Below are 12,233 nucleotides of genomic sequence, written 5' to 3'. Positions count from 1 at the left end.
TCCCCACATACAATGCGAGAAAATGGTTATGCATCATGCGTTGTTGGCGCGTGGTTTTGATCAGCTTGACCACGCCATTTTAGATGAACTTCAAGAGGATGGGCGGATCAGCGTGGCGGAACTTGCCCGCAAGATTCACCTTTCTGCGCCTGCCGTCCACCAGCGCATCAAACGCTTGGAACGGGCGGGGATCATCCAGCGCTACGCGGCACTGGTGGATCGGGAAAGCGTTGGCTATGACCTCTTGTGCTTTGTGCGGATTGGGCTGCACGCCCTGACCCCGCCGCAACAAGAGGCGCTGCGGGCGGCGCTGCGGGAGATACCCGCTGTTTTGGAGTGCTACGGTACGGCAGGGACGCAAGATTTGATGTTGAAGGTGGTGGCGCACAACCACCGCGAACTGGATGCCCTGCTGAACGAACGTCTGGCAGCGCTTCCGGGTGTAGAACGGATCGAGACGAGTTTGGTGCTGAACGAGATCAAACCCCCCTCGCCGTTGAAAGTACGTTAGGGTTTGCGGAAATGGTTCGCTAGTTTTTTTGAGAACGCGGTTTGTTATGTACATTGGTGATTACAGCGGACGGCGTGCGCTTTACACGCCCGATCAGTTGGCGGTGGTGGATGCCGGGAAAAACCCACACCGCGCCTTTACCTATGGCGAATTGAACGCCCGTGCCAACCGCCTTGCCAACTGGCTGCGCGATGGAGCGAATATCGGCAAGGGGGATCGCGTCGCCATCCTTGCCTATAACGGCATCGAACACCTTGATGCCTTCTTTGCCTGCGGAAAACTCGGCGCGATCCTCACCGGCTTAAACTGGCGTCTGCATTGGCGCGAACACCTCCAACTGATCAAGAAAACGACGCCCACCGTCTTGATCTATTCCGGCGAATTTGCCCCCGTTGTGGAAGAACTTGCCGCTCACACAGAGATCATCCAGCATTACGTCCATATCGATGGCGAGGGTATTCAGGGCAGCCGCTATTATGAGAAAACGCTGACCGATTCGATTCCCTATCCAGTGACGACGGAAACCCTGCACGAGGAAGACATTGCCTGCCTGATCTTCACCGGCGGCACAACAGGGCTGCCCAAAGCGGCGCAGATCAGCCACCGGATGATCGCCTGGAACACGTTGAACACAATCATTCATGATCTCCATCATGACGATGTAACAGTGAACACCTTTCCCCTGTTCCACACGGGGGGGCTGCTCGTCTATACCGTGCCGCTCTTAATCCTCGGTGGGACGGTTGTCCTCGTCCGCAAATTTGAGGCGGCGCAAGTCCTCACCTTGCTGGAGGAATACTCGGCAACGGTCTACGCAGGCGTCCCCACTACCTATCAACTGCTGACCGAAGCGCCCAATTGGGAGCAAGCCGACCTCAGTACCTTGCGTTTTTGCACCAGCGGCGGCGCTCCCTTGCCCATCGGCTTGGTGGAAAAATTTCGCGCCGAAAAGAATATCCAATTCAAACAGGGCTTTGGCATGTCGGAGTTTGGTCCGGGGGTGTTTGCCCTTGCCCCCGAAGATGCTATCCGCAAGGCGGGGAGCATCGGACGCCCGAATTTCTTTGTCGATGCGCGGATTGTCGGGGAGACCAACCAACCCCTCCCCCTCGGACAAGTGGGCGAGCTTGTCTTGCGCGGACCCTCCCAATGTTCGGGCTATTTCAACGCGCCGGAGGCAAGCGCCGCCGCCGTAGACTCCGAGGGTTGGTTTCATACGGGCGATCTCGCCATGCGCGACGACAATGAGTATTACACGATCATTGACCGCAAAAAGGATATGTACATCAGCGGCGGGGAGAACATCTACCCCAACGAGATTGAGCAAATCCTCTACAAGCATCCGGCGGTGAAGCTCTGTGCGGTGATTGGCGTCCCCGACCCGAAATGGGGCGAGGTGGGCAAGGCGTTCATCGTCTTGCACGAGGGGAAAACGGCAACAGAAAGTGACCTTCGCGCCCATTTACAGCACCACCTTGCCGGCTACAAAGTCCCCAAGCACATCCTGTTCCGCGATGAACTACCCATCTCTGGGGCGGGAAAGGTTGTGAAACAAGATTTGGCATGGGAGGAAGGGGCATGACGATGACACCTGCCATCACTGTAGGGATGACGGCAAGCCGGACGACGCCGATCACCGATGAGGCAGTCCGAGCATTTGCGGCGCTCTCTGGGGACACCAACCCCGTCCATCTGGATGAGAGCTACGCGGCGACCACCCGTTTCGGGCGGCGCATTGCACACGGGATGTTTACAGCGTCGCTGCTCTCCGCCGTCTTGGGTTGCGACCTCCCCGGTGTGGGGACGGTCTACCTCTCGCAGACACTCACCTTCAAAGCGCCCGTCTATATTGGGCAGACGATCACCGCCAGTGTGGAGGTGACTGCCTATCGAGAGGATAAGCGGATCACGACGCTCAAGACGCTCTGCACCAACCAAGATGGTATCGTCGTTTTGGAGGGCGAGGCGGTGGTGATTGCCCCGAAGCCATAACCTGGGACGCCCAGTGAGGCATTTCCACCCATCGCCATGCCTTGTAGGGACGCCCTATAAGGCGTCCGGTCTCGTTGGGCAGCCGCCCAAACCCATGATTCGTTCGTTTTCTATGGAGGATCGTTGAATGTCTCGTAAAGTGATTCTTTTCGTACTCGTTTTTCTGATGGCGGCGGCATTGATCCCCGCCTTTCCCCGCGCCCAGGCGCAAGACCCCCTGAAGATCGGCTTGCTTGTCGATCAATCGGGGGCGCTGACAATTTATGGTTACGAACTTGAACAGGGGTTCAAGCTCGGTTTGCTCTACGCCGCGGGAGTTAAGTTGGCTGACCACAACAACAGCCTTGACGAGGCGTTGAAGGCAGTCACCATCGCCGGGCGTCCGGTGGAAGTGATCATGCGTGATAACGGCAGCAAGCCCGACGATGCGGCAACACAGGCACGCGAACTGATTGAGCAAGAGGGTGTCGAAATTCTGGTTGGCGCGCCGAGTTCGGGCGTCATGACCGGCGTTCAGCAGGTTGCCCTCGACTCCGATGTGATCCTCTTTGCTGCGCCCGCCGCCTCCCCTGCGATCACTGGCGCAAACTTCAATGTGAACACCTTCCGCGTCTGCCGGAACACCTTCCAAGACTTCCTCGCTTTTGCCCCCTATGCAAAGGAAAACCTGAAGGGGAAATTCGTCATTTTGGCGATTGATAACGACTTTGGAAAGGCTTCGGCAGGGGCGGCGCAAGGCGTCCTCGGCGGGGCTGGGATCGAATTCGTCGGTGCGCCGATCTACGCGCCGCTGGATACGACGGACTTCACCCCCTACCTTCAGCAGGTGTTGGCATCCGGCGCAACGGCGATGCTCCCCATTTGGGCGGGCGATAGCTCGGTGACGCTGTTCCAACAGATTGCCGAACTGGGCGTGGGCGAAAAACTGGCAGTGGTTGCCGCCTTCAACTCGAACGACATCGTGGCAAAAAGCGACCCCTCCACCATTGGGAACATCTCGTGGATCGTCTACCACTACAGTTTCCCCACGAACGACATCAACACCTGGATGGTGAACGCCCACAAAGCGGTTTACAACGATGTTCCCGATTTGTTCACCGAGTGTTCCTTCGCCACCGCCCAAGCGCTGGTGAACGCCGTGACGACGACGAAGGGCGACGCCACCCCAGAGGCGATGATCCCCGCGTTGGAAGGCTTGGTCTTTGAGGGACCGAAAGGGACGTATGCCATTCGTCCTTCTGACCACCAAGCGCTTGTCCCCATGTACGTGGCAAAACTGGCGAACCTGACCGACCCCGATCAGAAATTCTATGAACTTCTGGCGGAAGTGCCGGCGAAGGCAATCATCCCGCCAGTGCTGCTCCCTGAGGCAATCTTGGCAGATCGTGTCAAGCTGGACGAAGCGTTTATGAAGATGATCGCGGAAATGCCCTAAGGAGTCCCTACAGGGTGGGAAAAGGGGGCGCATACTCTACGCCCCTATCGCCCCACGATAAATGAAATACTATAAGGGCGCACCGATGGGTACGCCCTTCTTGAAGATAGCTAGGCAAGGAAGCCATAAATCGCAGTGGTCACTGAGTCACCAGTCATTTTGGAGGGACGTAACCTCCGCAAGGAATTCGGCGGTTTAATCGCCGTTGAGGATGTCAGCATTCGAGTCCAGCGGGGGACAACCCACGCCATTATCGGACCAAACGGGGCGGGCAAAACAACCCTCTTTAATCTAATCGGCGGGCGCTACCGCCCGACGGCGGGAACGGTGATCTTCAACGGGCGCGATGTGACCCATCTTCCCGTGTACCGCCGCGTTCACGTCGGAATGGGGCGTTCATTCCAGATTACAAACCTGTTTCCCACGCTCACCGTCATGGAAAATGTTCGCCTTGCCGCCCAAGCACGCGGCGCGGACAACCTGCGCTTTCTCCGGCGGGCGGATTCCTTCACCATCTATATGAGCGGCGCCCGTGAGGTGCTAGGGTTGGTCGGCTTGGGAGATGCGCTCAACGTCCCCGCCAATGCCCTGCCACACGGCGGAAAGCGGAAGTTGGAATTGGCGATTCTTTTGGCGGCTGACCCCGATTTACTGCTCTTGGACGAGCCGACGGCGGGCATGGCGTCTGAGAGCGTCCCCGAACTGCTGCACATTATTGATACGGTGCGGCGCGAATCGAACAAGACGATCCTCTTGGTGGAACATAACATGCAGGTTGTCATGAATTTGGCGGATACGATCACCGTCATGGCGGCAGGGCGCATCCTTGCCGAAGGGACTCCGGCAGAGATCGCGGCGAATAAGACCGTTCAAGAGGTCTACTTGGGGACGCTCTACGACGCGCCATCGGCGCCTGAGGCGGGGTGACCATGGGGTGCGACGGCGGCGGGCGCATACAATGCGCCCCTACAAGGATTTATTTTGAGAATTTTTTATGACTGACATGCTGCTTGACGTGACGAACATCCATACCTTTATTGGGCAGTTCCATATTTTGGAAGGGGTCAGCTTTGCTGTTCCCGAAGGGAGCATCACCGCCCTGTTAGGGCGCAACGGGGCGGGGAAAACGACAACTCTGAAAAGCATCATGGGCATCACCCCCCCGACGCAAGGGACGATCACCTATGGGGGAAAGCCCCTGCAAGGGAAGCGCATCTTTGATATTGCCGCCCTCGGTATTGGCTATGTCCCCGAACATCGGGCGATCTTCAAAGAACTGACCGTCCGCGATAACCTGCGCATTGCCGAACGGCGGCGGGGAGACCTTGCCCGTAACGAGGGGATGATTTTTGAACTGTTCCCCGACCTCAAGCGGCTGATCGACCTCCCCGGTGGGAATCTCTCCGGCGGGCAGCAGCAGATGTTGGCGATTGCCCGTGCGCTTGTGCCGGAAAATCGTCTGCTCATCATTGACGAGCCAAGCGAAGGTCTGGCGCCGGTGATCATCGAGCACCTGATGAAGGCGATTGCCCGCCTTGCCGAGCGCAGCACGATCCTTCTCGTAGAGCAGAACTTCCGCGTTGCCAGCCGCCTTGCCGATCGCTACGTGATCCTTGACGATGGGCAGGCGGTCAGCAGCGGGCTGATGCCCGATTTGGTGAAGGATGAAGCGCTGATCAAACGCTATTTGGGCATTTCCTAACACACGAATCGAAAAGGCGTTTTCATGAACTGGTCGCTGCTGACAAAACCCTTCCGCGAACGCACCACGACATGGGCAATTGCGGCGATCCTCGCCTTTCTGCTCATTGTGGCGATGGCAAAGGCGACAAGCATTGGCGATTTGGGGATCACCTTGCTCTCTGGGCTGTTTCAGGGGATGCTGTTGTTCCTCGTCGCCTCAGGATTGTCGATCATCTTTGGCTTGATCGATGTCCTCAATTTGGCACAGGGATCGTTCTTCATGATCGGGGCGTATGTTGCCTATGAGGTGCAGCACCCCGGCGGGGTGATCGACGTGAGCGCCGTCATCCCTGACCCCAACCTGCGCTTTCCACTGGCGGTGATCGCTGCCATTGGCGTGGGGGCGCTCAGCGGCACCGCGCTGGAGCGCGGTCTGCTCCGCCCGCTGTATGCGCGTCCGATTTTCCAATTGGTGATGACCTTCGGTGTCTCGCTGGTGATTGCCGAAATCGTCAAGCTGATTTGGTCAACAACCCCCTACAGTTGGACGGATTTATTCGGCGTGCGGGAGAGCGCTTTTGAAGTCTTTGGGCAGCGCTTCAGCACCTACCGCTTGTTTGTGGTGGGGATGGGCGCGGTGCTAATCATCAGCATCGGCTTGCTGCTGCGCTACACACGGATCGGGATCATCATTCGGGCGGGCGTGGAGGATGGACAGATGGTACAAGCGTTGGGCATCAACGTCCGCGCCGTGTTCACCCTCGTCTTTACCCTCGGCTGCGCCGTTGCCGCCTTTGGCGGGGCGGTTGCCGCGCCATTTTTGGGGGCGTCGCCCTCGCTGGCGGGGTCGTTCCTGCTGCAAGCAATAGCCGTCGTCGTTCTCGGCGGGATGGGCAGCTATGGCGGAACGGCGGTGGGCAGTATTTTGGTCGGCTTGTCCATCGCTGTCGCCCAATCAGCAGCGGTGGGGACGAACTTTTCCGCCTTGCCCAGTGTGACGCCCATGCTCTTGCTTGTCTTGGTCTTACTGCTGCGCCCCAGTGGGCTGTTTGGGAGCGTGAGGTAAGCCATGACGAACCGCCTGTTCAAGACGCTCCGCCAAGATTGGCTGATCCTTGGGGTGATCGCCGCCCTCATCCTCTTTCCGTTTGTGGTGGCATGGCTGACAAACTCGAATCCGTTGGGTGTGCTGCGCGGTGAGCGCTACATCATGCGCGGGGAATCCGTCCGCTGGCAGTCGGTGCTGATCGAGATTTACATCCTCGCTATCCTCGCCATGAGCTACAACCTGCTCTTTGGCTTCACCGGCGTGATCTCGTTTGGTCATGCGTTGTTTTTTGGGGTGGGCAGTTACAGCGTAGGGATCGCCCTGCAATACCTGAGCCTGCCGCCCGATGTGGGGCTATTGGTGGGGGTGGTGGGCGCGATAGTGTTCAACATTCTATTGGGGTTATTTGTGGGCTTGGTCTCTTTGCGATTGCGGGGGGTCTATTTTGCTATTTTCACCCTCGCCATTGCCGAGATGTTCTTCGTCTTTTTTGGGCGCTTAGAACTGACCCGCGCCGAAGATGGCTTTGCCCTGAACGCCGTCCCCGCGTGGATTGATCCGGCGCAGTCGCGGTTGACCCTGTATTTTGTGACGTTGGCGTTGGCGGCGGGTGTATTCGTGTTCATCCGGCGGTTGATCTTCTCGCCAACGGGGGCGGTCTTTCAAGCGATCCGCGAAAACGAAGACCGCACACGGGTGATCGGCTACAACACACTGACCTACAAACTGATGGCAATCACCCTCTCGGCAGTGTTGGCGGGGGTGGCTGGCGTGTTGCAGGCGGTTCTGAACAAAAAGGTCGGTCCCGAACTGCTCAGCGTGGGCTATACGGTTGATCCCCTCTTGATGACAATCATCGGCGGGATCGGCTCGTTCACGGGACCGATCATCGGCGCAACGGGGCTGCACCTCTTGGAGATTCTCCTGCGCGATGCGGTGATCTCCATTCCCCTTGGGGCAGAGGTTCTGCACATTGAGATCAAAGCGATTTGGGGGCTGCTGTTGGGGGCGGTTTTTATTGCGGCGGTGATCGTGTTTCCGCGTGGGATCGTTGGCACGCTGCGGGCGTGGCGAACGGGTCGCCGTTCAGCGCCGCGCTAGACGCTCCCGCCGCCTCATGATAGAATGGCGGTTCTAGTTCACGTAGGATGTGGTTGGGAGGCGCTTACGGAATCCGTAGATTTGGCGCGGCGCGTCGTTGATTTGATTGGAGATGTGAAGGGCGAGGCTATCGTCCTGATGGATTTGCGCGGGTTGACGGTCATGTGCGATTACTTCGTCATTGGGACAGCGAACAGTGACCGGCAGTTGAACGCGATTGTCGAAAAAATCCGCGAGGAAATCAAAAAAGAGTCGCAAATTCTTCCGGCAGGGGTGGAAGGCAAGGGCGAGGATGGGTGGGTACTGATGGATTATGGCGATGTGATCGTCCATATGTTTGCCCCCCAAGCCCGCAGTTATTATGACCTTGAGGGGTTATGGCGGGACGCGCCTGTGCTGCTGCGGGTGCAATAAGCGGCGATTCGATTGTGAGGTAGGACGGACGCCCCAGGGGGCGTCCCTACAGTGGTGCGGTCAGAGGGGGGGCGGTTTTTAAACGCGCCCTTCCAAGAAATCCCGCAGAATTTGGTGGGAGGACGAACGACGCAGACGGTTGATCGCTTGCGCCTCCAACTGGCGGACACGCTCCCGCGTGACGCCGATTGCCTTGCCCACTTCCTCTAGGGTGTGCGCCTCGCCATCTTCCAAACCATAGCGCAGTTTCAAGATGTGCGCCTCGCGGTCTGGCAGGCGGGAAAGCGCCACCGAGAGGTGATGTTTCAACATTTCCCCTTCCGTTTCCTCCGAGGGCGACATGCTGCGTGTATCCTCAACAAAATCACCGATCTCCGTTTCCTCATCCTCATCGGTGGGCGCTTCAAGGCTCACCGGACGGCGAGAAATCTCCAGCAGGGTGTTGATCTTGTCCGGCGTAGTGTTCATCGCCTTCGCCAGTTCGTCCATGACCGGTTCGCGCCCTAGCTCTTGCGTCAGGCGTAGGGAGATGCGCCGCAAGCGGTTAATCTGGTCACCCATATGGACGGGTACGCGGATCGTCCGCCCCTGATCGGCAACAGCGCGGCTAACCGCTTGCCGAATCCACCACGTGGCATAGGTGCTGAACTTGTGTCCGCGCTGGTATTCAAACTTCCGGGCGGCGCGGATCAAGCCGATGTTGCCCTCTTGGATCAAGTCTAAGAAGGGGACGCCGCGTCCGGTGTACTTTTTTGCCACGCTGATCACAAGGCGGGAATTCGCCTGAATCAGATGTTCCTGAGCGCGGTTGCCGTCCTCAACGACATCGTTCAAATCCATCCGTTCTTCAAGGGGCAGGTAATCGCCTTCGTCTTGAAGTTTTTCGAGGGCAAAGCGCCCCATCTCCATCCGCTTGGCAAGGCGAACTTCTTCCTCACCAGTGAGCAAGGGGACGCGCCCCGCTTCTTTCAGATAAAGCCCGACGACATCATCGGTTTCAATCGCCTGTTGGTAGCCGAGGTCTTCGATCAGATCAAGTCCGATTGCCTCCAGTTCCGCCATGCCTTCCAAATCGTCATCACCGGGCATGTCCAGCATGTCGGGGAGATCGGGATCGGCACTCTCAATGGTGAGAGGGTCGGCGTGGGGCGGTTCAGTAGAGACGGTCACTCCCGCCTGAGCAAGGCTATCCATGACCTCCTCAACAAGTTCGAGGTTTTGCTCGGCGTTGGGGATGAGCGCCAGAATATCCTCATAGAGGATGAAGCCTTGCGCCTCCCCCTTGCCGATCAATTGCTGTGTGATTTGCCGCTGGAGCACCTTATCCGTCGCCATCAACATTCTACGCTGACCCTTTGTCTCTCTTGTGTGTCTGTTGTGTCTGTAGTCTCGCTCGGACGTTACAACTGGCTCAATATGGTGACGCTTTGATACGTAGCACCGAAAAAAACACCCCACCGAAGGGGTGGGGCGTCAGCACACAGGCATACCTTGCGTGGTGTGGATTGCCGCCCCTTAGGGAGTTGCCTCTGGGTTTGCTGCCTTGTTTTCAAGCAGGCGCAAGAGGGTGTCCGCTTGTGCCGAGGGAACAAGGACTATCTCCGATTCAACACCGCGCCATGCATAGGCAAGGCTCTGATCGGGATTTTTTGTGCCAATTCGTAGCACGTAAGGCGTATTCAGTGCCTCAAACTGTACGGTGACGTAAGCGCCGTCTGCCAACCCGAAGGTCTCCAATGCCGAACGTTCAGAAATCGTCATAGCCCGATTATAACGCATATTTGCTAAAACATGCAGCACTTCGGGCATTTGGGTTAAATCGACGGGGAGAATTACCCCACTTTCATCGATCCCGCGCCAATCGCCGGGGCGTTTTATCAGGGTTAAGGATCGTTTCTGATCGGCTGCGATCAGCATGATTTTGGTGATCGTCGTCGTCTCCACATCGGGAAAGACAAACGGAGCGACCTCAACGCCCGCCGTTGGCGCATACTCCACAGATGCCCGCCGTATCCCGCTCAGAATGAACGCCGCCGCCATAAGGACAACGAGGACGATCAAAAGCAGACGGGCTGTGGCTGTTGATTGGGATGCCTGTTTGGGGGGTGTCATGTATCCCCACTTGAACACGGTGCAAACCCCTCATGCGTGCGGCTGAGGGAGTGTAAAGTTTAGCAGGCTGTGAATCGTTTGGCAAAAATTGATACGGATTCGGAATGGGAGGGCTGCCGCAGAGATATAGCCCTCGCCACTCAAACAGCGAACTAGGGCTGACTCCACCCCCGCCGGGCTTGGGAAACTACTATACCGCATCCTGTATGCGTCTTTCAAGCCCCGAAGGTGGCGCTTTCAGCCCGGTGCTTTAGCGTCGGGGCGTGGGTATATGCGCCAAAACAAGGTGGGTGTGGTTGCAGCAAATTTCCGATAAGTACAGTTATCGCCGACTCTTTCTGCTGCTCCCCCGCCCCCTTTCCCCGTACACAGGGAAAGGGGGCGGGGGGGATAGGGGTTCTCCTAGAAACGACAAACAGCCTACCTCCATACGGGGTGGGCTGCTTGTGCTGCCCCACTCCCTTCTACCCTCCCTCGGACCCTATGCCAGTACCCCCATTGAATCCCTCATTTTTGCTAATTCCTACTAAATCAATCACAAAACTCTTGTAATTTGAAAAAAACTGTGCTATCCTTGTCCTTGTGTCGTTGAAAGGCACAGAAACTATCCAAATAAATCGGAGATGTTCTGTATGCACCGCGTTCCAGTTCACACACTTTGTCGCTGTCAGCCGTCTTGTGGCTGTTGTAGCGCCGCTTGTTGTGGGTGTGGTCTGTGTGCGTGTCTGTGTTGCTGATCTCCAGCGTCAAAATGACCCTGAATCATCAGCCCTGAACGACGTATTCGGGGCTTTTTCTTGCTAATACTCTGTGTGGATGCCCTAAACAGCATTCTTGTGAAACAACCCAAAAACGAACGTTCATGGAGTATCCATGCTATCGGTTCTCCGTAAATACCTTCCCTTTCTGATCATTGCCACCTTTGCCTTGGGGATTTTTGGCATCTTTGGGGATGTGAATCCGGCACATTCTGCCGAAGGCAATGTGACACTGACCTTTGGCGCGTTTTCCGTCGCTGGCTCAGCCTATGGCGAGATCATCGCCCTTTTCCAAGAACGCTACGAAAAGGAGACCGGTACCCGTGTCTCCTTTGAAGAAACCTATCAAGCCTCTGGTGCGCTCACACGTGCTGTCGCGGGTGGCTTGGAAGCGGATGTGGTCGCTCTCCAGCAAGAAACCGAGATCAACACGCTCATCAAGGCGGGGCTGATCACCTACGATTGGCAGGACAATGAATATAAGGGGATTGTGACGACCTCCCTCGTTGTCTTAGGCGTCCGTGCCGATAATCCGAAAGACATCAAGGATTGGGCAGATGTTGTCAAACCGGGGATCGAATCGCTCAGCCCCAACCCGGTAACCAGCGGTGGAGCGCGATGGAATGCCTTGGGCGCTATCGGTGCGGCAAAGCGCGGCTTTGTCTCAGGCTATGAAAAGACCGCCGAAGGGGGCTTGCTGTTCTATGGCGACCTGCTCAAGAACGTCGTGACACTGGCAAAAGATGGGCGCGAAAACGTCCTGAACTTTGAAAACGGCATCGGTGATGTAGTGATTACCCAGGAAAGCGAACTGCTCAGCGGGATCGCAGCGGGGGCAGAGGTTGAGGCTGTTTACCCAACTTCCACCATCTTACTTCAGAGTCCGATTGCCGTTGTCGATGGCTATGCCGATAAGCACAGCGTTCGCAAAGAGGCAGAAGCCTTTGTGAAATTCCTCTACACGCCCGAAGCGCAGCGCATTTTCGCCAAATACTACTTCCGTCCGGTGGTCGAAGATGCCCTGACGAAGGAAGAATTTGAGGCGTTATTCGCCCCAGTGGAGGATGTGTTCACCATTGAGGAATTCGGCGGGTGGGCAGAGGCGCTGAACATCTACTTTGGCGATGAAGGGGCAGTGACCAAGCTGATCGCTGAAAAGACGGGGAACTAGGTTCTGTT

The 12,233-nt window shown here is 57.0% G+C and carries 12 protein-coding genes; 10 read left to right on the top strand and 2 right to left on the bottom strand.

The features are described from left to right. Positions 1 to 28: 28 nt before the first annotated feature. The 9 genes from HS103_00240 to rsfS all read left to right on the top strand — a co-directional run bounded on the left by HS103_00240 (position 29) and on the right by rsfS (position 8,184). On the top strand, positions 29 to 511 hold the full coding sequence (locus HS103_00240) for an Lrp/AsnC family transcriptional regulator (protein ID MBE7511230.1): 483 nt from the start codon (positions 29 to 31) through the stop codon (positions 509 to 511). A gap of 46 nt (positions 512 to 557) precedes the next feature. After that, positions 558 to 2,093 carry a long-chain fatty acid--CoA ligase gene (locus HS103_00235; protein MBE7511229.1) on the top strand — a complete coding sequence of 512 codons (1,536 nt, stop codon included), beginning with the start codon at positions 558 to 560 and terminating at the stop codon, positions 2,091 to 2,093. Beyond that, the gene (locus tag HS103_00230; protein ID MBE7511228.1) at positions 2,090 to 2,503 is read left to right on the top strand and encodes a MaoC family dehydratase; all 414 of its coding nucleotides are present in this window, start codon (positions 2,090 to 2,092) and stop codon (positions 2,501 to 2,503) included. Before HS103_00235 ends, HS103_00230 begins: the two co-directional genes overlap by 4 nt. A gap of 127 nt (positions 2,504 to 2,630) precedes the next feature. After that, positions 2,631 to 3,938, top strand: a complete 1,308-nt coding sequence (locus tag HS103_00225) for a substrate-binding domain-containing protein (protein ID MBE7511227.1) — start codon at positions 2,631 to 2,633, stop codon at positions 3,936 to 3,938. A 135-nt stretch (positions 3,939 to 4,073) separates the two neighbouring features. Further along, positions 4,074 to 4,865: an ABC transporter ATP-binding protein gene (locus HS103_00220; GenBank protein ID MBE7511226.1), complete on the top strand. Its 792-nt coding sequence runs from the start codon at positions 4,074 to 4,076 to the stop codon at positions 4,863 to 4,865. A gap of 67 nt (positions 4,866 to 4,932) precedes the next feature. After that, the gene (locus HS103_00215; protein ID MBE7511225.1) at positions 4,933 to 5,640 is read left to right on the top strand and encodes an ABC transporter ATP-binding protein; all 708 of its coding nucleotides are present in this window, start codon (positions 4,933 to 4,935) and stop codon (positions 5,638 to 5,640) included. 24 nt (positions 5,641 to 5,664) lie between these two features. Further along, on the top strand, positions 5,665 to 6,687 hold the full coding sequence (locus tag HS103_00210; protein MBE7511224.1) for a branched-chain amino acid ABC transporter permease: 1,023 nt from the start codon (positions 5,665 to 5,667) through the stop codon (positions 6,685 to 6,687). 3 nt (positions 6,688 to 6,690) lie between these two features. Further along, positions 6,691 to 7,770: a branched-chain amino acid ABC transporter permease gene (locus tag HS103_00205; protein MBE7511223.1), complete on the top strand. Its 1,080-nt coding sequence runs from the start codon at positions 6,691 to 6,693 to the stop codon at positions 7,768 to 7,770. Between the two features lie 24 nt (positions 7,771 to 7,794). Beyond that, positions 7,795 to 8,184: a ribosome silencing factor gene (rsfS, locus tag HS103_00200; protein ID MBE7511222.1), complete on the top strand. Its 390-nt coding sequence runs from the start codon at positions 7,795 to 7,797 to the stop codon at positions 8,182 to 8,184. Positions 8,185 to 8,262: 78 nt separating this feature from the next. Here rsfS and HS103_00195 read toward each other — a convergent pair whose 3' ends face one another. Beyond that, complete coding sequence (locus HS103_00195) at positions 8,263 to 9,519, bottom strand: sigma-70 family RNA polymerase sigma factor (GenBank protein MBE7511221.1); 1,257 nt, start codon at positions 9,517 to 9,519, stop codon at positions 8,263 to 8,265. A gap of 180 nt (positions 9,520 to 9,699) precedes the next feature. Continuing rightward, positions 9,700 to 10,296 carry a hypothetical protein gene (locus tag HS103_00190; GenBank protein MBE7511220.1) on the bottom strand — a complete coding sequence of 199 codons (597 nt, stop codon included), beginning with the start codon at positions 10,294 to 10,296 and terminating at the stop codon, positions 9,700 to 9,702. Between the two features lie 873 nt (positions 10,297 to 11,169). Here HS103_00190 and HS103_00185 point away from each other — a divergent pair. Then, positions 11,170 to 12,225 carry a sulfate ABC transporter substrate-binding protein gene (locus tag HS103_00185; protein ID MBE7511219.1) on the top strand — a complete coding sequence of 352 codons (1,056 nt, stop codon included), beginning with the start codon at positions 11,170 to 11,172 and terminating at the stop codon, positions 12,223 to 12,225. Positions 12,226 to 12,233: the final 8 nt, after the last annotated feature.

This window comes from Anaerolineales bacterium (assembly GCA_015075625.1).
Classification (GTDB): domain Bacteria; phylum Chloroflexota; class Anaerolineae; order Aggregatilineales; family UBA2796; genus UBA2796.
This window is presented reverse-complemented; position numbering and strand designations above follow the sequence as displayed.